The 26,759-nt window shown below is 41.8% G+C and carries 28 protein-coding genes and 2 riboswitches; of the genes, 9 read left to right on the top strand and 19 right to left on the bottom strand.

What is annotated here, in order from left to right; translation table 11 throughout:
• Positions 1 to 44: 44 nt before the first annotated feature.
• A complete protein-coding gene (locus V514_RS0100925; RefSeq protein ID WP_029497774.1) occupies positions 45 to 878 on the bottom strand; it encodes a lipoate--protein ligase family protein in 834 nt (277 codons plus the stop codon).
• 154 nt (positions 879 to 1,032) lie between these two features.
• Between V514_RS0100925 and hemQ the strand changes: the two genes are divergently transcribed.
• Positions 1,033 to 1,797 (top strand): hydrogen peroxide-dependent heme synthase, encoded by a 765-nt coding sequence (gene hemQ, locus V514_RS0100920; protein WP_029497773.1) that lies wholly within the window; start codon positions 1,033 to 1,035, stop codon positions 1,795 to 1,797.
• A 167-nt stretch (positions 1,798 to 1,964) separates the two neighbouring features.
• Here the strand turns inward: hemQ and V514_RS0100915 are convergent, their stop codons facing one another.
• From V514_RS0100915 to V514_RS18640, 6 genes are all read right to left on the bottom strand, one after another.
• On the bottom strand, positions 1,965 to 2,714 hold the full coding sequence (locus V514_RS0100915; RefSeq protein WP_029497772.1) for an HAD hydrolase family protein: 750 nt from the start codon (positions 2,712 to 2,714) through the stop codon (positions 1,965 to 1,967).
• 206 nt (positions 2,715 to 2,920) lie between these two features.
• Positions 2,921 to 3,304 (bottom strand): DUF423 domain-containing protein, encoded by a 384-nt coding sequence (locus V514_RS0100910; protein WP_029497771.1) that lies wholly within the window; start codon positions 3,302 to 3,304, stop codon positions 2,921 to 2,923.
• 17 nt (positions 3,305 to 3,321) lie between these two features.
• A complete protein-coding gene (locus V514_RS0100905; RefSeq protein WP_029497770.1) occupies positions 3,322 to 3,600 on the bottom strand; it encodes a YwdI family protein in 279 nt (92 codons plus the stop codon).
• 4 nt (positions 3,601 to 3,604) lie between these two features.
• Positions 3,605 to 3,772, bottom strand: coding sequence for a hypothetical protein (locus V514_RS0100900; RefSeq protein WP_029497769.1), 168 nt, complete (start codon positions 3,770 to 3,772; stop codon positions 3,605 to 3,607).
• An 11-nt stretch (positions 3,773 to 3,783) separates the two neighbouring features.
• Positions 3,784 to 4,464 (bottom strand): uracil-DNA glycosylase, encoded by a 681-nt coding sequence (locus tag V514_RS0100895; protein WP_029497768.1) that lies wholly within the window; start codon positions 4,462 to 4,464, stop codon positions 3,784 to 3,786.
• Positions 4,465 to 4,467: 3 nt separating this feature from the next.
• Positions 4,468 to 5,079 (bottom strand): DUF4230 domain-containing protein, encoded by a 612-nt coding sequence (locus V514_RS18640; protein ID WP_029497767.1) that lies wholly within the window; start codon positions 5,077 to 5,079, stop codon positions 4,468 to 4,470.
• Positions 5,080 to 5,259: 180 nt separating this feature from the next.
• Here V514_RS18640 and thiD point away from each other — a divergent pair, with 180 nt between their 5' ends.
• A complete protein-coding gene (gene thiD, locus V514_RS0100885) occupies positions 5,260 to 6,108 on the top strand; it encodes a bifunctional hydroxymethylpyrimidine kinase/phosphomethylpyrimidine kinase (RefSeq protein ID WP_029497766.1) in 849 nt (282 codons plus the stop codon).
• Positions 6,109 to 6,255: 147 nt separating this feature from the next.
• Here the strand turns inward: thiD and V514_RS0100880 are convergent, their stop codons facing one another.
• On the bottom strand, positions 6,256 to 7,674 hold the full coding sequence (locus V514_RS0100880; protein WP_029497765.1) for a magnesium transporter CorA family protein: 1,419 nt from the start codon (positions 7,672 to 7,674) through the stop codon (positions 6,256 to 6,258).
• A 113-nt stretch (positions 7,675 to 7,787) separates the two neighbouring features.
• Here V514_RS0100880 and V514_RS0100875 point away from each other — a divergent pair, with 113 nt between their 5' ends.
• Both V514_RS0100875 and bshB2 read left to right on the top strand, forming a co-directional pair.
• Complete coding sequence (locus tag V514_RS0100875) at positions 7,788 to 8,141, top strand: YojF family protein (RefSeq protein ID WP_029497764.1); 354 nt, start codon at positions 7,788 to 7,790, stop codon at positions 8,139 to 8,141.
• Positions 8,142 to 8,154: 13 nt separating this feature from the next.
• Entirely contained in the window at positions 8,155 to 8,850 is a 696-nt protein-coding gene (bshB2, locus tag V514_RS0100870) for a bacillithiol biosynthesis deacetylase BshB2 (protein WP_029497763.1), read from the top strand.
• Positions 8,851 to 8,959: 109 nt separating this feature from the next.
• On the opposite strand, the gene V514_RS0100865 is transcribed toward bshB2, so the two are convergent.
• Positions 8,960 to 11,173: an ATP-dependent helicase gene (locus V514_RS0100865; protein ID WP_029497762.1), complete on the bottom strand. Its 2,214-nt coding sequence runs from the start codon at positions 11,171 to 11,173 to the stop codon at positions 8,960 to 8,962.
• Positions 11,174 to 11,380: 207 nt separating this feature from the next.
• Between V514_RS0100865 and ilvA the strand changes: the two genes are divergently transcribed.
• Positions 11,381 to 12,640: a threonine ammonia-lyase IlvA gene (gene ilvA, locus V514_RS0100860; protein ID WP_029497761.1), complete on the top strand. Its 1,260-nt coding sequence runs from the start codon at positions 11,381 to 11,383 to the stop codon at positions 12,638 to 12,640.
• A gap of 202 nt (positions 12,641 to 12,842) precedes the next feature.
• Here the strand turns inward: ilvA and V514_RS0100855 are convergent, their stop codons facing one another.
• The 3 genes from V514_RS0100855 to V514_RS0100845 are packed head-to-tail and all read right to left on the bottom strand — an operon-like array spanning position 12,843 to position 15,671.
• Entirely contained in the window at positions 12,843 to 13,640 is a 798-nt protein-coding gene (locus tag V514_RS0100855) for an ABC transporter ATP-binding protein (RefSeq protein WP_029497760.1), read from the bottom strand.
• Positions 13,633 to 14,664 carry an ABC transporter permease gene (locus V514_RS0100850; protein ID WP_029497759.1) on the bottom strand — a complete coding sequence of 344 codons (1,032 nt, stop codon included), beginning with the start codon at positions 14,662 to 14,664 and terminating at the stop codon, positions 13,633 to 13,635. Before V514_RS0100850 ends, V514_RS0100855 begins: the two co-directional genes overlap by 8 nt.
• Before the next feature lie 17 nt (positions 14,665 to 14,681).
• Positions 14,682 to 15,671 (bottom strand): ABC transporter substrate-binding protein, encoded by a 990-nt coding sequence (locus V514_RS0100845; RefSeq protein WP_029497758.1) that lies wholly within the window; start codon positions 15,669 to 15,671, stop codon positions 14,682 to 14,684.
• A 214-nt stretch (positions 15,672 to 15,885) separates the two neighbouring features.
• A riboswitch (PreQ1 riboswitch) is annotated at positions 15,886 to 15,930 on the top strand.
• Positions 15,931 to 15,938: 8 nt separating this feature from the next.
• On the opposite strand from V514_RS0100845, the gene V514_RS0100840 reads away from it, so the two are divergent.
• On the top strand, positions 15,939 to 16,448 hold the full coding sequence (locus tag V514_RS0100840) for a QueT transporter family protein (protein WP_029497757.1): 510 nt from the start codon (positions 15,939 to 15,941) through the stop codon (positions 16,446 to 16,448).
• A 143-nt stretch (positions 16,449 to 16,591) separates the two neighbouring features.
• Here V514_RS0100840 and V514_RS0100835 read toward each other — a convergent pair whose 3' ends face one another.
• Complete coding sequence (locus V514_RS0100835) at positions 16,592 to 18,208, bottom strand: long-chain fatty acid--CoA ligase (RefSeq protein WP_029497756.1); 1,617 nt, start codon at positions 18,206 to 18,208, stop codon at positions 16,592 to 16,594.
• Between the two features lie 221 nt (positions 18,209 to 18,429).
• Here V514_RS0100835 and V514_RS0100830 point away from each other — a divergent pair, with 221 nt between their 5' ends.
• Complete coding sequence (locus tag V514_RS0100830; RefSeq protein WP_029497755.1) at positions 18,430 to 18,762, top strand: general stress protein; 333 nt, start codon at positions 18,430 to 18,432, stop codon at positions 18,760 to 18,762.
• 22 nt (positions 18,763 to 18,784) lie between these two features.
• On the opposite strand, the gene V514_RS0100825 is transcribed toward V514_RS0100830, so the two are convergent.
• The 5 genes from V514_RS0100825 to V514_RS0100805 all read right to left on the bottom strand — a co-directional run bounded on the left by V514_RS0100825 (position 18,785) and on the right by V514_RS0100805 (position 23,696).
• Entirely contained in the window at positions 18,785 to 19,735 is a 951-nt protein-coding gene (locus tag V514_RS0100825) for an L-threonine 3-dehydrogenase (RefSeq protein WP_029497754.1), read from the bottom strand.
• 368 nt (positions 19,736 to 20,103) lie between these two features.
• Positions 20,104 to 20,934 (bottom strand): MetQ/NlpA family ABC transporter substrate-binding protein, encoded by an 831-nt coding sequence (locus tag V514_RS0100820; protein ID WP_029497753.1) that lies wholly within the window; start codon positions 20,932 to 20,934, stop codon positions 20,104 to 20,106.
• Between the two features lie 12 nt (positions 20,935 to 20,946).
• Positions 20,947 to 21,636, bottom strand: a complete 690-nt coding sequence (locus V514_RS0100815; RefSeq protein ID WP_029497752.1) for a methionine ABC transporter permease — start codon at positions 21,634 to 21,636, stop codon at positions 20,947 to 20,949.
• Between the two features lies 1 nt (position 21,637).
• Positions 21,638 to 22,639, bottom strand: coding sequence for a methionine ABC transporter ATP-binding protein (locus V514_RS0100810; protein ID WP_029497751.1), 1,002 nt, complete (start codon positions 22,637 to 22,639; stop codon positions 21,638 to 21,640).
• An 85-nt stretch (positions 22,640 to 22,724) separates the two neighbouring features.
• Positions 22,725 to 22,825: riboswitch (SAM riboswitch) on the bottom strand.
• Positions 22,826 to 22,904: 79 nt separating this feature from the next.
• Positions 22,905 to 23,696: a carbon-nitrogen family hydrolase gene (locus tag V514_RS0100805; RefSeq protein ID WP_029497750.1), complete on the bottom strand. Its 792-nt coding sequence runs from the start codon at positions 23,694 to 23,696 to the stop codon at positions 22,905 to 22,907.
• A gap of 104 nt (positions 23,697 to 23,800) precedes the next feature.
• Between V514_RS0100805 and V514_RS0100800 the strand changes: the two genes are divergently transcribed.
• Positions 23,801 to 24,967, top strand: a complete 1,167-nt coding sequence (locus V514_RS0100800) for a pyridoxal phosphate-dependent aminotransferase (protein ID WP_029497749.1) — start codon at positions 23,801 to 23,803, stop codon at positions 24,965 to 24,967.
• An 11-nt stretch (positions 24,968 to 24,978) separates the two neighbouring features.
• Complete coding sequence (locus V514_RS0100795) at positions 24,979 to 25,287, top strand: hypothetical protein (protein ID WP_029497748.1); 309 nt, start codon at positions 24,979 to 24,981, stop codon at positions 25,285 to 25,287.
• Positions 25,288 to 25,430: 143 nt separating this feature from the next.
• On the opposite strand, the gene V514_RS0100790 is transcribed toward V514_RS0100795, so the two are convergent.
• Entirely contained in the window at positions 25,431 to 26,627 is a 1,197-nt protein-coding gene (locus V514_RS0100790; protein WP_200864009.1) for a glycine C-acetyltransferase, read from the bottom strand.
• Between the last annotated feature and the right edge of the window lie 132 nt (positions 26,628 to 26,759).

Below are 26,759 nucleotides of genomic sequence, written 5' to 3'. Positions count from 1 at the left end.
TAAGTGTAGCGGAAATACATAGTGACATTCAAGTGTCTAAAAATTTACGATTCAAGCAATAACTTTTTATTACGCTCAAAGACACGCGTTAAATAATACGTATATTGTTCCATCTCATCTTCAACGAAAGGCCCCATACGCATTTCCTCTGAATGGGCGTATAAAAATTGTTGCAAGCGCGCATTCACACCTGGCACGCTCAGTGGCTCACCGATAATTTCAGAAAGCGACGCCATCACTTCCGGGCGTACGTTCGGATAATCAAACTTCGTTGGCTCTTGCTGCAATGAGCGCTCATAAAAGTCCCGCACTAATTCTGCACGTGCCCCGCCGCTTCCTTCAACCGATAAATAAATTTGCACGGCAATACCACCGCGAATGCGGCGCTGCGCGATACCGGCAAATTTTTTACCGTCAACGCTCAAATCATACGACCCCGGGCAATACGAGCCGACAATTTCATACGCCTCAATACGCTCCGCAATTTCCGGAAACAGCGCTTTAACCAACTCAACCATCATGTCATAGCCCGCATTAATATCGAGGTGACCATCTTTTTCGCTGACAACAATCGAAATATTTAAAATACCTTCATCTAACACAACCGCTAAACCACCAGAGTTGCGTACAATCGGATGATAGCCGCGCTCTTCTAATAAGTCCATACCTGCTTGCACGAATGGTAGACGGTGATCTTGAATGCCCATGACAACCGATGCACTATGAACCCATGTGCGAACGGTCGCCGGCGACAGGCCAGCACCAATTAAATGACATAACGTATCATCGGCCGCAAATGATTCTAATGGTGAGCGACCAATACCACTAACAGATTGGTCAATATAGCGCCATGTTTTGCGCGTTAAAAATTCGTTCATAATCTTAGCTCCCGTACTCATAATCTAATCCTTATTTAGTGTACACGAATTCGTCATTTTTTGAAAATGTCGTTAGCTGTTCAACGGACGGATACGAGAAGTTGTGCTAAAATTGCATGGAAGAAGATTCTCAATTAATAAGGAGTGTTAGAACATGATTGAAGCAGCACAAACATTAGATGGTTGGTACGTATTGCACGATTTTCGCGCAATGAACTGGCCAATGTGGAAACAAATGGACGAAGACTTCCGCAAAGAAGCAACCGATGAATTCATCGCCTTCCTTGCCGAATTAAATAAAGCCGATGAAGCAAAAACGGGCTCACACGCATTTTATTCAATCGTTGGCCAAAAAGCTGATTTCGTTTTAATGACATTACGCGAAACAATGGACGAATTAAACGACATCGAAACAAAATTTGCGAAACTCGCAATTGCTGATTTCACGATTCCAACGTATTCTTACGTGTCTGTTGTTGAGCTTTCAAACTATCTTGCAAAAGCAAAAGCGGGCGATGAACCCGCACAAGACCCATACCAAAATGAACATGTCCGCGCTCGCCTTTACCCTGAGTTACCTCGTTGGGAACATATTTGCTTCTACCCAATGGATAAACGCCGTGAAAAAGGTGCAAATTGGTACATGCTAGAAATGGAAGCACGTCAAGCAATGATGCGCTCTCACGGTATGATTGGTCGCAGCTATGCTGGGAAAGTAAAACAAATCATCTCTGGTTCAATCGGCTTCGATGACCACGAATGGGGCGTTACATTATTCGCGAATGACGTACTGCAATTCAAAAAATTAATTTACGAAATGCGCTTTGATGAAGTATCTGCGCGCTATGCGGACTTCGGCGAGTTCTTCGTCGGGAATATTTTAAATGAAGAAAAATTACGCGCCTTATTAGCCATTTAAGCGTATACAAAAAGAGGCTGGAACATAACTCGATTTTTAGGAAAAATATAAAATTTGAGTCGTAATTTTCTTGTCTAAATGAATCATTTAATGCGCTTGAAAGCAAAAAAATGTGAGGCGATTTTGAAAATCGCCCCACATTTTTTCTTTTGTCTCAGCCTCTTTTTTTAAATTGCATATTTCTTCGATAACTCATAACACGTATCAATAATATGTTTTTCTACCTTGTCATCGTTCGGCAAACGCGACTTCGTATAATCCGTATTAATCATCGATGCATATTCTGCATGTTCAAGCACAGCCAAGTCCGTTAAATCAGAGCCAATCGCTACATAATCTTTTTCATAAACACCTAATCTTTGTAGCGCATGCCATTTATTAATACGCTTCGGTGTAATCGCTAAACGACGTTCTTGTTGTTGTAGCTGAACATTAAACCCACTTTCCGACAGCTCGGCCTGTAAGTTTTCAAGACCATCTGCTGCTAAAATCGTAATATGTGAAATCGGGTCAATTTTTTTTAACGAGACGTTTTGCGCTAATTTTGCAGAATCAATTTCCGCAGCTAGCGTATTGTAAGGACCTCCCGTATAGCAGTAGTCCCACTCGCTCTCCATTAGAAACGTCGCATCATATTTTTCAATTAATTGTTGTATTGTTGTAAAATCTGCTTGATTGAATGTTGATAATTGCTCTAGCGCACCTTCCTTACAAATAACCGCGCCTTCTAAGCCAATCATCGCCTCATTATGAAAGCGTCGATCTAGCTTTAACAACATATTGCGTACTGCTCCAGTTGACGTGAAAATTAACTGGTGACCATTATCCTTCAAAAAATCAAACATATATTGTAAATTCAATGAGACTGGTTGGTTATCGTAAGAAATGGTTTGGTCTAAATTAAAGACAAACTGCATAAGCTCCACTTCTTTCTTTATTAAAATTGTCCTAGTGTATTACTACCCTTTGAACAATGAAAACAAGCGTTTTTTATACGATTAACGACAATAGCATGAGAATCATTACGTCATTTTAATATTTTTCATAGAAAATACGATAAATTTAAGGCATAAACATAAAAAAAAGAAAGACTTAGACGCTTGTCTAAATCTTTCCTCGTTCGTTAATTTTTCACCTGTTTAGCAGCCATCATAAGTGCAACCCAACCGATTAAAAAGGCTACGCCGCCGATTGGTGTAATCGCACCAAGTACTGTAATTTTTGTAACAGCCATTACATATAAGCTACCAGAGAATAAAATCGTACCGATTAACATCGCTGTTGCAGCAACGCGTAATGATTTTACATTGCCGATTACATTTTTACTCATTAATACACCGATTACTAAAATGGCTACCGCATGGAACATTTGATATTGTACACCGGTTTCCCAAACGGCTTGATAATCGTTTTTCACTAATAAATCTTCTAATGCATGTGCGCCAAACGCGCCAAGTGCTACGGCTAAAAAGCCAAGTACCGCACCGATTATAATATTCTTTTTCATTATTATTCTCCCCTTAGTTAAAAATCAAACAATGAATCACCATTCGCATCTTCTTCATTTATTTTTTTTGTTGGTAATGTTGGTGCCGCCTGTTGCATGACTACAGGCGGCGCTTTCATGATAGGTTGCTGTACGGCTTGTGGTAATGGCTGTACAGGCACATCTGCAGTTGAGCCTAATGCTACATCACATAAGGCACGAATCGCCGCCAACTCCTCGCGAATTTTGGCATCACTACCTACTGCGGCGCTGGCGTGTTTTTGAATTTCTGCAACAATCGTTTCATATGAAATCATGTAATTACCCCTTCTGCTTTGGTACGAATTTTAAACAATCCATACCCGAAGAATTTTTAACGACAACCGACGGCACTGCTCTCGATTTAAAGCCATATGCCCGGCAAGCGCGCGGTGACGCTTGATCCCACGTAATTTGAAAGTATTGGCATTTAAAACAATCAGGTTTCATTGAACTTCCTCCTATGGCTTCGTTAAGTCAAAATCGATTGGTGCCTTACCCCATGCGGCTAGTTGCGCATTAATTTGTGAAAATGGTCGGCTTCCAAAAAAACCTCGATGCGCACTTAATGGACTTGGATGTGGCGCTTTAATAATCGCATGACGCGACATATCAATCAGGCGCTCTTTTTGCTGTGCAGGACGTCCCCATAATACGAAAATAATCGGCTGTTGTCGCGCTGATAATTTTTCAATAACGCGGTCTGTAAACTGCTCCCACCCTTGGTTTTTATGCGAATGCGCCTCGTGAGCACGCACTGTTAAAACCGTATTTAGTAGCATGACGCCTTGTTTCGCCCATTTTGTTAGCGTGCCATGCTGTGGTATCGGTACACCAATATCCGACTGCATTTCCTTAAAAACATTTTGCAAACTTGGTGGATGTTTGACGCCCTCTTTCACCGAAAAGCTCAAGCCATGTGCCTGACCCGGACCATGATAGGGATCTTGCCCTAGAATAACGACGTTCACATCTGGATAATCGGTATAACGAAAGGCATTCCACATATCTTCCATCGGCGGATAAATCATTTCATTAAAATATTCGTGCTTTAAAAATTCGCGTAGCTGTAAATAATACGGCTTCTCAAACTCGTCACCTACGACTTGCTGCCACGTATTATCAAAAATTTGTTTCGTCATAAATTACTCCTCAAATTTGACCTCTACTTTATAGTTTACTAAACCAAACATATTTTTCAACGATTCCTTAGCATTGTCTTGTGCTTTTGTCAGCAAACCTTCTGCCTCTACTTCTTTCAGCATTTCCTTTTGAGCTTGCTCCGCTAAATCGTAGCCTTCTTTAATTGTCGCTTCGCTGCGGAAAATGCCTTCACTTGAAAAGACTTGTACTTTATCTAAAACGAGTGCGGGTGTCCCTAAAATCACCGGCTTCGGTAACGTAATCGCCAATGTTTTATTTTTTTCATCGACGCTTACATTTTTTTCAGTCATATGACTTAAATCAACGCCAGCGCGCACCGTTCCTGGCACAACAACGAGCACCTGTTGCTCAGTCCCCGGTAAATCTACGCTGATCTCTTGCCCAAAAATTTTATTATTCGTACGCTCAATCAGCACTTTTGTATACGCCTCAGCGGTCGTTAGCTCATTCAAATCGGTCATGCGCTCGACTAACGCCGATGTTTCAATCTTTTCATTACTCCCTGTAATTGCTTTCCAAATAACAAACGGCGCAATCATTGCCGCAATAAATATCACAATGGCGGACGTTACTAAAACGCGGCCTTTTTTCATACTCTTTTTCCTCCTAAATAAAATCTCCAACTATTATAAGAAATTTTGACACTTTTTGCATTCTCTATAATCTGACCTTATAAAAAAATAAGTTTTTGACTATTTCCAAACAATCAGTTCCGGCGCATAATGAACAGTAACTATTGACTGAAAAATATGACAACAAAGGAGTTTTCCATTATGGCATTACCAAAAACATTAACAATTGCAGGTTCAGACGCTTCAGGTGGCGCCGGTCTTGAAGCTGACTTAAAAGCATTCCAAGAGCATAACACATACGGCATGGCTGCAGTATCGGTTATCGCTACAATGGACCCTGATAATAATTGGGCACACGGTGTTTATACATTACCAATCGATGTATTAGAAGCACAATTAAAAACAGCGTTCTCAACAGGTGTTGACGCTGTAAAAACGGGCATGTTATCAACAGAAGAAGTTATCGTAACTGCTGGGAAAGAAATTGCAGCAGCTGGCGTGACAAACGTCGTTATTGACCCGGTTATGGTTTGTAAAGGTGAAGATGAAGTGTTGAATCCTGGAAATGTGACAGCGATGGTACAATATTTATTACCACATGCGCTTGTGACGACGCCAAACCTTTTTGAAGCTGGCCAACTTGCCGGTATCAAAACACCAAAAACAATTGAAGAAATGCAACTTGCCGCTGAAAAAATCACGCAATTAGGCGCGAAAAACGTTGTCATTAAAGGCGGCCGCGGCATTGCGCACGACCAAGCATTCGACCTTTTCTATGATGGCGATAAACATTACTTACTTGAAACAGCCAAAATCGGTACGACATACAATCATGGTGCTGGCTGTACATTTGCCGCTTCTGTCACTGCGAACTTAGCACTTGGCTTATCGGTAAAAGAAGCTGTCTTTGAAGCAAAAGAATTCGTTGCAGCAGGCATTGAGCACGGCTGGAAACTAAATCAATTTGTTGGCCCGGTTCACCACGGTGCGAAGCCACGCTTTGGCGCACCCGCTGTAACATTAACAGAATTACAACCAATTGCACACTAAGCAACGCAAAAGAGGCTGGGACATACGTGTAAAAACACCATCTCAGATGAGCATAAGAAAAACCGGAATCGCGCTGTGGCGCGGTTCCGGTTTTTTGTGGCGAACGCTAAAAAAGGAACATGAACTGTTTTGTCCCAGTCTCTTTTTTTATTCATAGCGGCGCCGCTTCCACTTACGCGTTAATAACCGCATTTTACGATAGCCTGATGTTGCGATAACGGCAATCGATAAGCTAATACCAAAAATCGCCGTAATAAACGAAATCCATTCAAAGAACGTATAGCTTTTTAAATACGATAACTTATACGGCTGTTTCCATTCATCAATAATGAGATTCATGCCATAGATGCCCGACACTACCGTAAAAATCGTCAGCATAAATAACAAGCTATTTTGGCGGCGAGCTGACGTACTTTCCTGATTGCGATACAAGCTCTCTAGCGTGCCCTTCACTTCCATATACTGTTGTTCAATTTTAAAGACCTTTTGAAGCTGGTCCGCTAATTCGATTCCTGACGAACGACTACTAACCTCTTGAAAATAATACGAGGCCGAAAATTGATCGATATGCTCAATTAACTGCTCAGTATAATCTTGGTCATGTAGCACACTCACTTCGCTATATAAATACGATAATTTCAACAATGTTAATTTATAAAAATAATGCAGCAACAATTGATAATATTCATTGCCCATGAAACGTGAACGCGCTAACAGCCGCATATTGTTGTCGGTCATCGGCATGACGAGCGACATAAAGACATGCTCGGTCAGCAAACTTTCGATTTTAGGCGCAAAACGCTTATTCATGCGCTGCTGTAAATAGTTTGTCATATACTCTTTATTTACAGCCGATATATGTGGCTCTCCGTTGGCATCAAAACCATCGAGCTGACTCAAGCGATACAGTTGCTCAAGTGACAACGCTTCAACAGGTTCTAAATAACCAGCTAACAACATTCGTTCATCTTCAAAAAATGGCAAACTCCCAAAGTAGCCGCCACGTATCGCATCATGATTAATGAAATCAAGCATAAACGCACATAAATCATTTAACATATAATCGCTCACGCTATCAAATTTTTTATCGTCACAAATAATTTGCACGCCTTTTTCCTCTGGCATTTTTGGCTCTAAAATGCGGATATGATGCATAAAATCCACAACTTCATCAAAATCATATGTGCCTTCTAATGCGATGCGAAACGACAGAAAGCCTACTTGAAACGGACAAGCGATAATGTCTACGCTCATAATACGAAACTGATAAGAATGTTCATGAATCATCATAAATGCGGTTTGCTCGATTATTTTTGAATAGCGTAGAAACGCTTCTGGATTTTCTGTTTTCGGAAAAACACGCCGTTCAATATACGGCATAAAATATTGGTCCAGCTCTTCATGCAACACATAGTTATCGCCGTAGTATGCTTGTTGAAGGCTTAAATTGGCTAATGTAAAAAACGTATAGCCTTGTTCTTTTAACGCGTCATATAACTTATATTTGGAACGTTCATGATACGAAAATGGCATCATACACGTTACATATGTCGTCGAAATCTCCACATGCCCACCTCCCCCTTACTCTTTTAATCTATTTCCCAAGCTTACAAATCGCCAAACCGCCTCAAATTCACTATAATTAGAAATAGATTTGAAACATCGGAAGGAGATTTATGATGGAAACAGTTGAAATCGCAAAGCTACAAGAGCTAATTAACTCTTTCGCAAACGAAGATGTATACATTCATTTAGAAACAACAAACGGAGCGTACGCCAACCACTTTGATGACAAAGTGTTTAACGCTGGCTGCTTTATCCGCAATATTGTTGTGCAATACGAATTAGGTAAAGTAACACCCGAGGCACCACACCGCGTTGGTTTAAAACTTGCGAATGGTGGTTGGATTTACGCACAAGGGATTACGCATTTTGAATTAGATAACGAAGGTCGCTTATTAATGGCTGGCCATGATTATGAGGGAAAATTAGCAGTGGCGCTTGAAATTAGTAAAACGCCGTTCGCTTATTAAGGGAGGATTTTTCATGTTAGAACAACAAGAAAGTCAAATTTTAGTCGTATTCCCACACCCTGATGACGAAGCCTTCGGTGTGTCAGGTACGCTTGCGCAATATGCGAATGCTGGTGTGCCGATTACATATGCTTGCTTAACATTAGGTGAAATGGGCCGAAACCTAGGGAACCCACCATTTGCAACGCGCGAAAGCTTGCCACAAATCCGCAAAAAAGAACTGCAAGCGTCTTGTGATGCAATCGGTATTCAAGACCTTCGTATGATGGGCTTGCGCGATAAAACAGTCGAATTTGAAGACGATGAACAAATGGTCCAAATGATGACAAAATTAATCGCTGAAATAAAGCCATCATTAGTCATTACATTTTATCCAAACTATGCGGTGCACCCCGACCACGAAGCAACGTGTAAAGCCGTTGTCCGTGCAATCCGTCGTATGCCAACTGCCGAGCGCCCTCGTTTATACGGCGTCGCTTTCGCAAACGATACTGTAGAAGGTCTTGGCGAACCAGATATCGTCAACGACATTCGTGATGTTTTCGAACATAAAATGGGTTCAATGAAAGCTCATGCATCGCAAACAGGCTGGATGCTACAAGAAGAAGAAAAACGTCGCGAAGAAGGCGACACAGCAGAAAGCAACTGGTTTACAGACGAAACGATGTACTCATACAAATGGGACGAAGATTTCGAAGAATCATTTTAAGCGATAATTGAAAAACAGGAACCGCGCCAACGCGCGATTCCTGTTTTTTTATGGCCATTACCCGCATTGACAGTCACGCTAGCCCTTCGTTGCCGTAAACACTCGCTTCCTAGTCATCACCTTGAACATGGCGCAATAAACCTTTTTGTAAGCAAAAATCAATCATAAATTGCTTTGTACCGTAATGGTCAAAAACGAGTTCAATTTCATCGCCACTGACGCGCTTTATATACCCTTTACTATACAGGTGATGCTCCACTTCCATCCCTCGGTGCAAATCACTACGCTTTGTAATCGCATCGTCTGGAATATCACGTGCCACTTTCTTTTGCTGATAGGCCTTATTCGTCACGACTGCCTTGCGTTCTGGTGCGGGCTCTTTAAAGTCAAAGTCCGGAATCTTTTCACCTTGTAAAATGGCTTTTACATCATCTAAGAAAACAGATGGCGTTGTTTTTTCTTCATTATTTTGCTCATATGTTAGCAATTCAAGTCTCGTTTTAGCGCGCGTCATGCCCACATAAAATAAACGCACCGCTTCTTCCATTTTCGCTTCATGACCTTCTTTATAGTCTTTAATATCGTCCGGTGCTGGAATGACGCCATCGACTAAATCAATCATATATACGCGGTCAAACTCTAACCCTTTTGCGCTATGAAATGTCGATAACGTCACGACACCCGCACGCTTTTCACTCGATTGGCGCATAATTTCCTCGAGGCGCTTCAAACGATTGGCAAATGCTGTTAAGTCCGGTAACCCTTCTGCGATATACTGTAGTTGTGTCACAATCCCAAGCAAGCGGTCCTCATTCAACTTCAAATGCTCAGCGGTACGTTGCAAGCTCTTATCGTATCCTAACTCATCGCGAATAAGTTGAATCGCCTCTTTTGGTGGCAAGTCTTTCAGCGTACGGATTTTCTTTTTCGCCTTCCGTAGCGCTTGCTCTTGATACGGCGCATGAACATTTGTTGCGAGCTGGTCAAACACCGACGTCGTGCGGTCATTTTTTGACAACAGCTGCGTCATTTGCGCTTTCTTAATATAGGCATTCATTTTCGGATAGACGCGCTCTAAAATATCGGCACGTTTATCATTAAATGACAGTCGCATAAAGTTCAGCACATCTTCAATAATAAAGTGGCGGAAAAATTTCACATCGACTTCTTTCATATAAAAAGGAATGCTATGCTTTTCAAGCGCATCGACAAGTCGAATCGCCGACGTATTGTTGCGGTACAGTACAGCGATGTCTCCACTGTCCTCTGCGCGCTCGATTTCTTCAACGACGTAATTTAACTGCAACGTATAGCGGCGCATATTATGAATAATCGGCTTACGGCCATGCCCATTGTCGGTAAACATCTTTTTATCGTAACGCTTTTTATTACGTTTAATAAACTGATCCGCTACATCGGTAATTTCCTTTGTCGAGCGGTAGTTTTGCGCCATCGTTAGCACAGTGGCGTTGGCATACACTTTCGGGAATTCTAATAGTTTATCGACATCCGAGCCTCGCCAAGAAAAAATCGATTGGTCATCATCTGCAACGATACAAAGATTGTTGTGAGGCGCTGCTAATAGACGAACGATTTCATGCTGAATGACCGAATTATCTTGCCCTTCATCGGTAAGTACGTATTCAAATTGTTGTTGATACCGCGTGCGAATGTCGTCATCGTCACGTAAAGCCTCATAGCAATACGTCAACATATCATCAAAATCAACGAGCACGTTGATACCATCACGACGTTTAAATTCCTCATAACGCGCGAAAATCTCTGCCGCATCGGTCAGACTACAAGGTGCCTCGCTCAAACGCTCGCCGTCTAACATACGATTTTTCACATAACTAATATACGTGAACAGTTCATCCATCTCATCTTCTGTCGGTTGCGTTTTACGCTTCTCCACAAATAAATTACGCAAAATGGGTTTTTTATTCCACTGTAAATCACGCGTCCCTTCGATTAAACGAAACTGGCGGCCCGTCTTATAAAAATACTCGCGTACAATTTTATACGCTAAGCTATGAATCGTCGAAAAGTGAATGCGCTCAGGCGTCAGTGTGCCAAAAAAGCGCTCAAAACGCTCACTCATGTCGCGCGCTGCCGCCTTGCTAAACGTCATCGCTAAAATCTTTTGAGGCGCTACATGCTGTTCCAATAATAAGTAACCAATTTTCATATTTAATGTCGTCGTTTTCCCAGAGCCCGGTGATGCTAGTAATAACAATGGCCCGTTCGCACAGCGTACAGCCTCGCGCTGCACATCATTTAAGCACACACCTGTCACGCGCTCCATCGTTTCAAAAAAATTCATTCCTTGCTTCCTCCGTTCAAAAAATCATCTACGTTCTATTATACACATTTCTACTTTTAACACGTTGCTAGGTGTTGTGTGCACTCACTCCAACACGTTTCTTCTGCATAATGGACGAAATATTTTGAATTAACTAAAAATTAGGTACTTTATTGCGCATTGTATGTTAAAATGAACAAATATAATTTTACCTAGGAGGCAATACTTATGGAAGCAACTGAAAAACGCGTTCAAGTGGAGAACGTCTTAATCGCACATCAGCTCTTAAAAGATGTCGTCAAACACACGCCACTTGAAAAAGACGATTTCTTATCAAAAAAATATGGCTGTACCGTTTATTTAAAACGTGAAGATTTGCAACACGTTCGTTCATTCAAACTACGTGGGGCATTTTATAAAATCAAAACAATCGAGGAGGCTGCCCGTGAAAGCGGCGTCGTATGTGCATCAGCAGGAAACCATGCACAAGGCGTTGCTTTCGCGTGTGCCCATCTAGGCATTCATGGGCATATCTTTATGCCAACGACAACACCGAACCAAAAAATCGAGCAAGTACGCATGTTTGGACGCGACTATGTCGAAATCATTTTAGCGGGCGATACATTTGATGCCTCTGCTAAAGCTGCACAGGAATTTTGCGAAGCTGAAAATCATATCTTCATTCACCCATTTGATGACTTAGATGTTATCGCTGGGCAAGGCACCGTTGCCGTCGAAATTATGAATGATATTGAGGAGCCAATTGACTACGTATTCGGTAGTATTGGTGGTGGCGGACTAATGTCTGGTGTATCGACATATATTAAAAATTTGTCTCCTAAATCGCAAATTATCGGCGTCGAACCTGCGGGAGCTGCCTGTATGAAAGCAGCACTTGCCGAGCATCACCCGGTTGAACTACCTAAAATCGATAAATTTGTCGATGGGGCCGCCGTACAATGCGCCGGCGAATTAACGTCGCAAATTTGCGAGCAACTTGTCGATGATATTGTCGTTGTACCAGAAGGCAAAGTATGTACGTCAATTTTAGAACTTTACAACAAGCAAGCAATCGTCGCAGAGCCAGCCGGTGCGCTATCGGTCGCAGCACTTGATTACTACAAAGACCAAATCAAAGGAAAATCCGTTGTTTGTATCATCAGCGGTGGTAACAATGATATCGGTCGTATGCAGGAAATCAAAGAGAAGTCATTGATCCATGAAGGGCTACTGTACTACTTCATCGTCAGCTTCCCGCAACGTGCTGGTGCGCTACGTCAGTTTTTAACAGAAGTACTCGGGCCCGACGACGACATTACAACATTTGAGTATACGAAGAAAAACAATAAAGAAAGCGGCCCTGCATTAGTCGGCATCGAACTAAAACATCCTGGCGACTACAATGCGTTAATCGCACGCTTTAAATCAAATGGCTTTGAGTTTATGGAAGTCAACAATGATAGCACATTATTTACATTATTAATTTAATCCCAATCCCATGAATGAAACAGCCCACTTGTCTAACAGGTGGGCTGTTGTCATACAAAAAAGAGGCTGGAACATAAGTGTAAAAACACCATCTCAAATGAGCATAAAAAAAACCGGAATCGCGCTGTGGCGCGGTTCCGTTTTTTTGTTGCGAACGCTAAAAAAGGAAAATGAAATGTTTTGTCCCAGCCTCTTTTGTTGTTTACGTAGATAATAACGCGCGGTCAGAAACCATTTTTTCGCCACGAATACGTTGGAACTCATTCATTAAGTCCTCAATCGTTAAGTTTTTCTTCTCTTCTGGCGATACTTCTAAAATGATTTGGCCTTTATCCATCATGATAAGGCGGTTTCCTAAATCAATCGCTTGCTGCATATCATGCGTAATCATGAGCGTCGTTAAGCTGTCTTTTTCAACAAGCTCCTTCGTCAAGCTCGTAATAAGTGCTGCACGCGATGGATCGAGTGCGGCCGTATGCTCATCAAGTAGTAAAATATCGGGCTTTGTAAATGTCGCCATTAATAATGACAAGGCTTGGCGTTCCCCACCTGACAATAACCCAACTTTCGCATTTAAACGATTTTCTAAATTCAAATTGAGCGATTCAAGCGCCGCTAAAAAAATTTCCTTACGCGCCTTTGACACACCGCTGCGCAAGCCACGGGATTTATTACGTGAGTATGCCAGCGCTAAATTTTCTTGAATCGTCATCGTCGGTGCTGTGCCGGCCATCGGGTCTTGGAATACGCGTCCGATATATTTTGAACGCTTATATTCAGGCAAGTTTGTCACATCTTTACCGTTGATTGTAATCGTGCCAACGTCCGGTGTGAGCGCCCCTGAAATCATGTTCATCATCGTTGATTTACCGGCACCATTACTACCGATAATCGTTACGAAATCGCCCGCTTCAAGCGTTAGATTAATATGATTTAGCGCTACTTTTTCATCGGGAGTGCCTTCGTTGAAAATCTTATGAATATGTTGTAACTTAAGCAATTGGCTTCTCCCCTTCCGGCATCGCTGTGACTTCTTTCATCAACTGCGCACGGCGTTTTGCGCGACGTTTTTTCTCTTTGTATTTATTCATCGCATACGGAATGACAAGCGCGATAATCACAACAACCGCCGTAATTAATTTCAAGTCACCGGTATCTAAAAATTCAACTTGTAACGCAAGTGAAATCACTACGCGGTAAATAATCGCGCCGAAAATCACCGCTAGCGTGGCGCGTACAATCGTTTTCTTACCAAAAATCGCTTCACCGATAATAACCGATGCAAGACCGATCACAATCATACCAATCCCCATGCCCGCGTCTGCGAATTTATTTAATTGTGCGATTAACGCGCCTGATAATGCAACTAAGGCATTTGATAAACCAAGCGCAAAAATTTTGACATTGTCGGTATTCGCTGAGAAGCTGCGAATCATTTTGACATTGTCGCCTGTTGCGCGGAGTGCTAAACCGTATTCCGTTTTTAAGAACCAATCCAACATAAATTTAATGATGAACACGACGATAAACATCACAATGATGACGCCCCATGTACGTGGTAAGCTCGTTAAGCCTGTTGCAGTCAACAAATTGTTCAACATCGCATCAATTCCTAATGTTGACCAAAAATCATGTAACATTGTAAATACCGTATCCGAGCTTGAAAGTGGAATATTTGGTCGTCCGACGGCATTTTCGGTCGTTAAGCCCATGATTCGAAGGTTGATCGAATAAAGCGCAATCATCATTAAAATCCCGGCTAAAAGCTCATTAATATGCGCTTTTGTGTGTAAAATCCCTGTGATGCTACCAGCAACAAAACCTGCTAGTAACGCACATAATGTAGCGATTAATGGATCGTAACCAAATGTAATCATTGTCGCTGCTGTTGCGGCGCCGGTTACGAAGCTACCGTCTACTGTTAAGTCTGGAAAATCTAACACTCGGAATGTAATATACACGCCGAGTGCCATAATTGCGTAGATAATCCCTTGCTCAACAGATCCGAAGAGTGCTGTAAACATCGTGAATCATCTCCTAGTTATTCAACTACTTCTGCATCCCAATCTTTGTCGATTTTGATGCCTAATTTGTCTGCAGTTTCTTTATTGATTTCAAATTTTAAGTTTGCTGGGTGTGCAGCTGGAATATCTGCTGGTTTTTTGCCGTCCTCTAAAATTTCAACAGCCATTTCGCCCGCTTCTTTACCGATATCGTAGTAGCTGAAGCCGTATGCACCTAAGCCACCGCGTTCTACTGAATCAAGCTCACCAACCATCACCGGTTTTTTCTTCGCTTCTGCTACGTCTAATACAGACTCTAATGCAGAAACCACTGTGTTGTCTGTAATAATGTAAAACGCATCTACTTTATCGACTAATGATTCTGTCGCTTGTTTTACTTCCGCAGAAGTTGATGCCGATGCTTCAACGATGGTAACGCCATTTTTCTTCGCTGCTTTTTTTGCATTCTCTACTTGGACGCGAGAATTTTGTTCACCTGAGTTAAAGACCATACCGATTTTTTTCGCGCCTAATTCATCTGCTAAAAACTTCACGGTATTTGGAATTGCCTCTGGATGCATATCGACTGTACCGGTTACATTGCCACCTGGTTTTTCCATTGATGTTACTAGTTCAGCACCAACGGCATCTGTCACCGATGTGAATAACACGGGAATATCTGGCGTTGCAGCCGCTACTGCTTGTGCAGATGGTGTAGCGTTGGCGAAAATAACATCTGGATTTGCCGCTACTAAGTTGTTCGCTGCTGTCGTATTAATACTCGCATCGCCTTGCGCATTTTCTTCTTGATATTTTACGTCTAAGCCCGCTTCATCAAGCGCAGCCTTGAAGCCCTTTGTTGCTTCATTTAATGAAGGATGCTCTACATATTGCAGCACACCTACGTTATATGTTTTGTCCCCTGAGTCCGCCTTTGAGTTATCATCGGCTGCTTTATCGCCACCACACGCAGCAAGTGTTAACGCTGCTGTCGCTGTTAATGCTAATAAGCTAAAACGTTTTTTCATCGCTATTTCCCCCATGTTCTATGTATTCTTATTTGCTATTATTGCAACTGAAATTTAAATCGTCAATAAAATTATGAATTTTTAGATAATTTTACAGACTAAACAGTTACGCTTTAAAGTATTAAAGCATAATTATTTAGTTTTAACAATACTTTTATGGCGTGAACATTTATGTCTTTTTGACTTTTTGTATAAAAATCGTTAAAATAAATCTTTAACCGTGGTTCGAAACCATCCCACGTAAAAAAACTAAGGAGCAAAAAAGATATGCAAAATACAGTTCAACGATCGTCCTCTAAAGTACGATCTATCGCAATTGGCGGCATTATCGCAGCGCTCTATGTTGCCGTAGCCATGCTAGTTGCCCCATTTGGTTTCACGCAGATTCAATTCCGCGTGGCAGAAATGTTTAATCACTTAATCGCATTTAATAAAAAGTACATCGTGCCAATCGTGCTAGGTGTGTTTGTAACGAATCTATTCTCACCACTTGGTTGGTACGATTTAGTATTCGGCGTTGGTCAAACAGTGATTTCACTCGCTGCCGTTATTTTGATCAGCCGCTATATTAAAGGAGAAACAGCGCGTATGGTCGCAACGATGATCGTCTTTACGTTTACGATGAGCATCATCGCCTTCGAGCTACATTTAGCATTCGAACTACCATTTTTATTAACATGGTTTACATGTGCAGTTGGCGAGTTTGTCGTGCTATTAGCTGGTATTCCGATTATGAAAGCGCTGAATAAGCGCTTGAATTTCAAAGAATTGATTTAACAAAAAGAGGCTGGACATACGTGTAACAACAGCCTCTCAGATGAGCATTAGAAAAACCGGAATCGCGCTGTGGCGCGGTTCCGGTTTTTTGTGGCGAACGCTAAAAAAAGAACATGAACTGTTTTGTCCTAGCCTCTTTTTTATTATGGATTTACTTGATAATCTTTCATATCATCGCGCAACTTCGCTTTTAAAAACTTACCAACCGATGTTTTCGGAATTTCACGCACAAAGACGATATCATCTGGCATCCACCATTTCGCCACTTGTGTCGCTAAAAATTGTGTCAGCTCCTCTTTCACTGTCGCGTCGTAACCTTCATGTAACACGACACATGCGAGTGGACGCTCTTGCCATTTAATATGAGGAATCGCAATCACTGCCGCTTCAAATACTGAATCATGGGCCATCAGCGCATTTTCTAAATCTACCGATGAAATCCATTCGCCGCCTGATTTAATTAAATCTTTCGTACGGTCGGTAATTTTAATATTTCCTTGCGGTGTACGCACAGCAATGTCTCCTGTGTAAAGCCAGCCATTACGATATGCATCAATCGTGCGCTCGTCATTGTAGTACTCGCTAGAAATCCACGGACCACGAATACGCAACTCACCCATCGTTTGACCGTCTGCTGGTACTTCGCCGTCCTCATTAATAATTTCTGTTTCGATTAATGGCACCGTTAAGCCTTGCGTTGATAATGCCGCAATTTTGTCCTCTTCGCTCCAATCATCCATTTCAGACGTTAATGTCGCAACAGAGACAATTGGTGACGTTTCAGTCATACCGTAAACTGTTTTATATGGAATGCCAAAGTTATGCGTGAATTTTTGAATAAGTGATGGCGGTGAAGCAGAGCCACCAGCCGCCACCATTTCAAGTGATGACATATCGCGCGGCTCTTTTTCAAGCTCTTGTAATACACCCATCCAAATCGTCGGTACACCTGCTGTAAACGTCACGCGCTCCGCTTCGATTAAATCAATCAATGTATTCGACGTAAAGTTTGGCCCTGGTAGCACTAGTTTTGCGCCGAAGTTCACCGATGCAAATGGAATTCCCCATGCATTCACATGGAACATCGGTACAACCGGCAGTGCAACCGAGCGCTCTGATAAACTAAATGAATCCACTAGCCCTAAGTTAATCGCATGTAGCACAAGGCCGCGATGCGTGTAGACAACGCCTTTAGGGAAACCTGTCGTTGCACTTGTGTAACACATTGCTGCTGGCAAGTTTTCATCTAAATCTGTTGGGAATTGATAGTCATTCGGTGCTTCTGCAAGTAACTGCTCATATGAATAAAGATTAGCAAATTGGCTTGCTGGTAAGTCATCTGTATCGCTCATCACAACAATATGCTTCACTGTTGTTAATTTTGGTAAAATGCGTTCAATTGTCTCGAACAAATCAATATCCACTAATAAAATTTCATCGTTCGCGTGATTAATAATGTATTCAAGATGCTCATCTGCAAGTCGAATATTAATCATGTGCAGCACTGCCCCTGTGCATGGCACGGCGAAATATGCTTCTAAATGGCGATGCTGATTCCACGCAAAGCTCCCGACCTTCATTCCTTTTGTCATTCCTAATTTTTCTAATGCTGCCGCCAACTTGCGTGTACGAACCGCAAAATCTTTGTACGTTAAGCGGTGAATTTTGTCCGCCGATGTACGCGATACGATTTCTTTATGCGGAAAATATGTTTCGGCACGCTTCACAAAACCATTTAATATAAGCTGTGTATCCATCATTATTAACCATCCCCTAAGCATTTTTGTCAAGATTACCAAATCCTGTATAAAATAGTGTATAAAAATATTAGTAAAAAATCCAGAATTTTTAGAAAATATTTTATTTTTATAGAATATTAATTGATTTTTAGAGAAAATTTACGTTTTTTCAATTAGTTCGTTTAGTGTAGTTACAAAATTGGGAACAATACACTACATAGCAGAAAAGGGAGGTTTAATGAATGCTAAAATATTTTGTCGTGGACAATGCAGTGCGCTTAAAAGACCGCGTTGATTTATTGCTAAAAGAAGGTTTTGAACGCGAGCAACTATATGTTTTTTCACGCTACGAGAGCCGCGCGGATGATATTGCTGAGGCATTACATATTTCACAAGTCGGCATGGCAGAACAAGGTGTCATGAGCAGCATTAAAAATTTATTTACGTCCCGTGAATCGGAGTTGCGTACACAACTCATGGCGGTCGGGATTACCGAACAACAAGCCAAAACACTTGATGTCCATTTAGATGCTGGTAAATTAATCATCGTAGCAAAAAGCGCGACTCCCCTATAATGGGCAGTCGCGCTTTTGTCAATTAAGATGCACTACGGTAAAGCTTATGGCGAAGCTTTTCAAGCATATCGGCAGTCATTTTATCTAAATCATATGCCGCCTTAAAATCCCATTCTGCTTTTGCGGCGGTATCATCTAATGAATTAGGCCAGCTATCAGCAATCGCCTGACGCGTCGGGTCCACATCATAAGCGATTGTAAAGTTTGGCATCAATTTTTGAATTGATGCGGCGATTTGCTCTGGTGTGAAACTCATCGCTGTAATGTTGAAGGCGTTGCGGTGTACGAGTTTATCGCTATCCGCTTCCATTAGATCAACAATTGCTTGCAGTGCATCTGGCATATACATCATATCCATATAGGTACCTTCCGCAATATATGATGTGTAATGACCTTCTTGCACTGCTTGATAATAAATATCGACCGCATAATCTGTCGTACCGCCACCAGGAGGCGTCACATTTGAGATTAATCCTGGGAAACGTACGCCGCGCGTATCTACGCCAAAATGCGTGTAATAATAATCGCATAATAATTCGCCCGCTACTTTATTAACACCATACATCGTTGTTGGACGTTGCAGCGTATCTTGTGGCGTGTTGTCTTTTGGTGTTGATGGACCGAATGCGCCAATTGAGCTTGGTGTGAAAAATTGTAAGTTTAATTTACGAGCCGTTTCAAGAGCATTCATTAAACCACCCATATTTAAGTTCCATGCAAATACCGGATCTTTTTCGGCAGTGGCAGAAAGAAGAGCCGCCATGTGCATTAATGTATCTGCACCAAAAGCTTTTGCGATGTCATACATGCGCTCGGCATCCATGACATCAAGTACTTCAAACGGCCCCGAAGAGCTGACCGGTTTGCGAATATCGGTCGCAAGAACATTATCTGTCCCATACTCCGCACGCAACTTCTCTACTAGCTCTGAACCAATTTGACCACAAGCACCTGTTATCATGATTTTCTTCATTTCTTTTCCTCCTCTTACAGCTTACACTTGTATTCCCTGAAAGAACACTAATAATATAAAAACAATTGTATTTTCCAGAAGAACAAAATATATGTTACAAACGCTGTTTAATCAATGTTTTAAGTTAACAATATTATATAATGTATTCTTTAAGAAAACAATATTTGTATTTCTAAAAAACACAGTTTTTAAAAGACGTAAGCATTTCGATGCAAGAAAATGCCGTTTTAAAACTAGGTAAATAGCATAACTAGATGCAAGAAAGCGCTTTCTCGCATCTAGTGTGGCACGTCACACTTTAGACATATTTTCATCCAAAAAAAATAAGCGAGCATCCCAAATCCGGAATGCTCACTTATAAAGAATGATTATTTCTTTTCCATCCACTCTGGTTTCCCAAAGCCTTTGAAATCTTTATCGATGATTTTTTCAAAATCTGCCGACTCCACAACCGCTTTAATATCTTTTGCCAGTTGCGCATTTTCGTCTGCCTCACGTACCGCTACAACGTTACGGAATTTATCAGGCATATCTTCTAAAAATACCGCATCTTCTAAGTTTAAGTTTGCTGCTAACGCAAAGTTCCCCGGTACACCAGCTAAATCAGATGTTTCGATTGCACGTGGCAAACCTGCTGCTTCAATTTCTTTAAACTCAAAGTTCTTTGGGTTTTTCGTAATGTCTTTCGTTGAAGCAACTAATGGATCGACATCATCGCTAATTTCGATTAAACGTTGGTCTTGTAATGATTTTAACGTACGCGCTAAGTTTGATGGATCATTAGCGATTGAGATTTTAGCGCCATCTGGTAATTCTTCAACTGATTTGTATTTCTCAGAAAAGAAGCCCATTGGAGCCGTTGGTACGATAATTAATGGTTTTAATTTTGTGCCGTTTTCTTTATTGAAGTTTTCTAAATAAACGCTATGTTGGAATAGGTTGGCGTCAATATCGCCATTGTCTAATGCGTTGTTTGGTTGGATGTAATCGCTAAATTCTTTAATTGTTACCTTGTAACCTTTATCTTCAAGACCTGGTACGATCGCTTTTTCAAGCATGTCGCTATATGGCCCTGCTGTTGCACCGATAATAATATCTTTTGATGTTGTTTCTTTGTCTGTATCTTTTGAGTCGCCACCACATGCTGCAAGCGCCGCTGTGACGATGACTAAAAGAACGGCTGCTAACCACTTTTTCATTGTCAAATCCCCCTATTTTTTATTTACTTTTTTGGCAATCAAATCACCTGAAATTTGTACAGCTTGAACGAGAATAACTAAAATAACAATCGTCGCAATCATGATCGTATCGTCGTAGCGGTAGTAACCGAAGCGAATCGCTAAGTCACCGACACCGCCGCCGCCAATTGTCCCTGCCATTGCAGAGTAAGCAATCAAGCTAATAATGGTCATCGTAATCCCTTGAATAATGCCTGATTTTGCTTCAGGTAATAATACTTCCTTAATAATCAACCAAGGTGAGGCACCGGCTGCAATCGCCGCTTCAATAACCCCTTTACTTACTTCTTTTAGAGACGTTTCAACAAGTCGCGCGAAAAATGGAATCGCCGCTACTGATAGTGACACACTTACCGCTAATGGACCTGTCGTATCACCTAACAACACTTTTGTTAGCGGAATGAGCGCCACTAATAAAATGATGTACGGAATCGAACGCACAAAGTTAATAACGAAGCTAAAAACATTGTTGACGATGCGATTCGCCTTTTTACTAGCGCTGCGTACAGCGAAAAAGCCATGACTTGTAATAAATAATAATAAGCCGAGTGGTAAGCCGACTACGAGCGCTACGACTAATGAAATACCGACCATTAATAGCGTTTGACCAAAGGCTGTCCAAATATCTGGTAGCATCGATGTAAAATGTGCGAAATCAAACATATTACTGCACCTCCACTGTCACGCCGCGTGATTCCATATACGTAATCGCACGGTGAATATCTTGTCCATCACCGATTAATTCCATCATAAAGATGCCAAGCGGACGCTCTTGTATATACTCAATCGTGCCGTGAAGGAAATTGCCGCGCACTTCAAATTGTTGCAGCATATCCGAAATAATGCCTTGTCCGGCTGTATCACCCTTGAACAATACTTTCACAATCGTACCGGTAAAGGTTTGCATAATTTCTTGTGGAATATCGAATGATACGACGCTACCGATAAATTCTTGCGTCAGTGGATTTGTCGGATCCGCAAAAATATCATAGACACTACCATGCTCAACAACGCGACCATTTTGCATAATTGCCATGCGGTCACAAATGTCTTTCACGACTTCCATCTCATGCGTAATGAGCACAATCGTAATGCCAAGCTCGCGATTAATTTTTTTCAGTAGCTTCAAAATCGCCGTTGTCGTCGTTGGGTCGAGTGCCGATGTCGCCTCGTCACATAATAAAATATGCGGCTCATTTGCGAGCGCACGCGCAATCCCAACGCGTTGCTTTTGCCCACCGGATAATTGCCCTGGGAACATATCTTGCTTATCCGATAAATCAACCATCGCTAGTAATTCCTTAATGCGGCCGTTGCGCTTGTCTTTTGCGACATTGGCAGCCTTCAATGAAAATTCGATATTTTCACCGACTGTTTTTTGCTCAATCAAGTGGAAATGCTGAAAAATCATGCCGATTTTCAAGCGTGCTTGTCGTAAATCTTTTGCCGGTAGCGTCATTAAATTTTGTCCGTTGACTAAAATTTCGCCGCTTGTTGGCTGTTCTAATAAATTAATGCAACGCAGTAGCGAGCTTTTTCCGGCTCCTGAATATCCAACTATTCCGAATATTTCACCATCATTAATTGTCAGATTGACATTATCGACGCCGATAACCTCTTTTTTCTTTGACCGATATACTTTCGAGACATTTTTTATTTCAATCATGCACATACCTCTTATTCTTGTAAAATTACTTTTTTAAAACAAAAAAAGCGCCCTTCTTCTGAAAGACGCCTGCTATTTTAAACGTTATTTATCTTTCAGAAACACATTCTGTAGGAATTAGCACCTTCCCTTAATGGGGGTTGCTGGACATCATCGGGCCTATCCCTCCGTCGCTCTTGATAAATCCTAGTTATTTAGTTGTTTTTATTATGTCACCAATAGTATTTCTTTTTAAGTCACTTGTCAATAACTTTTCTGAAAAAAGTTAATTTTTCAAAATATCTTGATAAAGCTCTGGGCGACGGTCATCGTAAACCGGAATTTTTTTGCGCACCTCGTCAACTTTATCAAAATCAACGTCGACGATTGCTAGTTCCTCGTCGTCACTACCTGTCCAAAGCACCTCACCCCACGGCTCAATAACCATCGATTGGCCGTTGAAGTTTTCCGGCTTATGGCTCGTACGATTGACCGCCACGATAAAGCATTGATTTTCAATGGCACGCGCTTGTAACAACGTTTTCCAATGATCAATTCGCGGTGTTGGCCACTGTGCCGACACGAAAATCACCTTCGCACCATTTAACGCATGGAGGCGGAGCCATTCTGGGAAACGAATATCATAGCAAATGACACCCGCCGCATCTAAGTCACCTAATTTGAAATTATTTTGTCCTGAGCCAGCTGCTAAATATAAATGCTCGTCCATCAAACGGAATAAATGTGCCTTATCATATTCGCCAACTTGCTCACCATCTTTATTGAACACAAGCATTGTATTGTAAAATTTGTCGTTCTTTTTCGTTGAAACCGAGCCGCCAACGATGTGAATGCCTAGCTCTTTTGCGAGCTCACGTAAAAATTTCTTCGCACGCTCACCGTTTGGGTCCGCTAGCTCTTCGAGATTTTTCAGCGCATAGCTGGAGTTCCACATCTCTGGTAAGACGACCGTTTCAGCACCTTTCGCGTGTGCCTCGCGTACTAATTCATCCACGCGTGCATAGTTTTTTTCGACATCGCCTGTTGCGACTTTAAATTGAATACAACCTAATTTCATCACGACACCACCTATAGACATTTTTCTGAAAAAGGTCTACTATGAGAATAATTTTCAGAATATTTATTTCTATTATACAATAGATTATTTTTGGAGGCACCTACATGAAATTATCAAAAAAGATGCAACAACTTCCAGAGCAGTTTTTTGCGAAACTCTCACAAAATGTCGCAACAGCTGTAGCCGAGGGGCGCGATGTCATTAACTTAGGACAAGGCAATCCCGACCGCCCAACACCTGCGCACATTATCGAGGCGATGCAGCAAGCAACCGCTGACCCTCGTATGCACAAATATTCACCATTCCGTGGTACAGTAGAGTTTAAAGAGGCAATCGCCACATTTTATAAACGTGAATACGACGTCGATATTGACCCGAATACGGAAATTGCGATTTTATTTGGCGCCAAAGCTGGGTTAGTCGAGTTGCCAATGGTCATGCTAGATGAGGGCGATACGATGCTCCTACCAGACCCTGGCTACCCAGATTATTTATCAGGCGTGGCGCTCGCAAATATTCAATTTGAGACGATGCCACTCACTGCTGATCATGACTTTTTGCCGGACTACGATGCGTTAACAGACGCGCAAAAAGAGGCCGCCAAACTGCTGTATATCAACTATCCAAACAATCCAACAGGCGCGGTCGCAACGCCCGAATTTTTCGCTGAAACGGTCGCACTCGCTAATGCACATAATATTGCGATTATGCATGACTTCGCCTATGGTTCACTTGGCTATGACGGCATTCGTCCGCCAAGCTTCCTGCAAACCCCGGGTGCTAAAGAGGTCGGCGTTGAATTTTATACATTATCAAAAACATATAATATGGCTGGTTGGCGCGTTGGTTTTGCAGTCGGCAATGCGGAGATGATTGCTGGCTTAAATCTAATTCAAGACCATCTATACTGCAGCCTATTCCCTGCCATTCAACATGCCGCGTCTGTTGCGCTAACAGCATCGCAACAATGTGTCACCGAACAACTTGCAATTTACGAAGCGCGCCGCAATGCGTTAAAAGACGCTGCCGCGAACATCGGCTGGGACATTACGATTCCAGCGGGTAGCTTCTTTGCATGGCTTCCCGTTCCGAGCGGTATGACGAGCGAAGCGTTCGCTGATTTATTACTTGAAAAAGCGAATGTCGCAGTCGCAGCTGGTAATGGCTTTGGTGCGCATGGTGAAGGCTACGTGCGCGTCGGCTTACTTGTTGATGAGGCGCGTATTCACGAAGCAATGGCGCGTATTGCCACACTTAATTTATTCGCTTAAGAGGTGGAATTTTGGTTGTCATTTCATTAATTATTAGTGCTTTCATTGGTTTTGTTAGCATTTCGTCGCAGCGATACGTGTTAAATCAGCTCGACAAACAAGATAAAAAGAAAGTTGTGTTCATCTACGGCTTCGGGACTACACTTGGCGTCTTTTTAGCATTCCAAGTCATGCTTCGCTTACAGCTTCCGGTCAATACATTCGTTGAATTTATTATTCAACTTGTACTCGTAGCAGTCATTGCGATTGTGTTCGGTAAAATCATGTATGCAGTCGCACCGACAGCATACAAAAATGTGAAAGCAAAAGAACGTCATTAAAAAGAGGCTTTTACAAAACAGTTCATGTTCCTTTTTTAGCGTTCGCCACAAAAAACCGGAACCGCGTCACAGCGCGATTCCGGTTTTTTTATGCTCATCTGAGAGGATGTTGTTACACGTATGTCCCAGCCTCTTTATCTTTCTTAAATAACGCCTAGTTCTTTCCCTACTTTTTCATACGTCGCAATTGCTTTATCTAACATGTCTTTTGTGTGCGCTGCAGTTGGCATATTACGCACGCGACCTGTGCCTTTTGGAACGGTTGGGAAGACGATTGATTTCGCATAAACGCCCTCTTCAATTAAGCGTTTTGAAAATTGCTGTGTCAACGTTTCATCACCGATAATACATGGTGTAATCGGCGTTTCAGAATGTCCGATGTTAAAGCCCAGTTTTTTTAAGCCCGCTTTTAAATAATCGCCGTTGTCCCATAGCTTATCATGCAGCTCTGTTGAATCGATGATCATTTGCACAGCTGTTGTAATCGCCGCGACATCTGCTGGTGGCAATGCTGTTGAGAATAGGAATGGACGAGAACGCACCTTCAGCCAATCAATAACATTTTGCTTCCCAGCGACATAACCACCAACAACGCCGATTGCTTTTGATAGCGTGCCGATTTGGAAGTCGATATCATGTTGTAGTCCAAAATGCTTCACAGTCCCTTTCCCTTTGCCGGTCACACCTGAACCATGCGCGTCATCAACATACGTGATTAAATCAAACTCTTTCGCGATTTCAACGATTTCTGGCAGCTTCGCAATATCGCCATCCATTGAAAAGACGCCATCTGTAATGACCATCACTTTATTGTACAAGCCAGATTCTGTTGCTTCTTTAGCTTTTTGACGTAAATCCTTCATATCCGAGTGGTTGAACGCGATGATTTTAGCTCTTGATAAACGACAGCCATCAATGATTGAGGCATGGTTTAATTGGTCTGATAAAATGGCATCGTTTTTGTCCATTACCGCTGAAATTGCCGCCATATTACAGTTGAAGCCCGATTGATAACTAATCGCTGCTTCTGTCCCTTTAAATTCGGCGAGCTTTTCTTCTAGCTTGACATGCAAATCAAGCGTGCCGTTAATCGTGCGTACTGCACCTGCGCCAACACCGTATGTTTCGATTGTTTTTTGCGCAACTTTTTTTAATTCTTCATTCGTCGCAAGGCCTAAATAGTTATTTGACGATAGGTTAATCAGCTGTTGACCACGAATCGTAATGACCGGGCCGTTCGCACCTTCGACAGGGTCGATTTCATTGTATAAGCCTTGTTCTTTTAACGCTTGTAAGTTTTCATCTACGAATGTATTTAAAATTTTTGACACACAAATCATCCTTTCCCGTTCAGTTGCCCCTATTCTAACATACTTTTCTTATAATGTTCATGTCAAACGTACATTTTTTTATTATCGCGTATAAAACTTACTATCAATGCGACATTTGTCTTTTTCAGAAACACACAAATG

This window comes from Kurthia huakuii LAM0618 (genome assembly GCF_000505545.1).
Classification (GTDB): Bacteria; Bacillota; Bacilli; order Bacillales_A; family Planococcaceae; genus Kurthia; species Kurthia huakuii.
The sequence above is the reverse complement of the archived record's forward strand: the minus strand, read 5'-3'. Positions and strand labels throughout refer to the sequence as shown.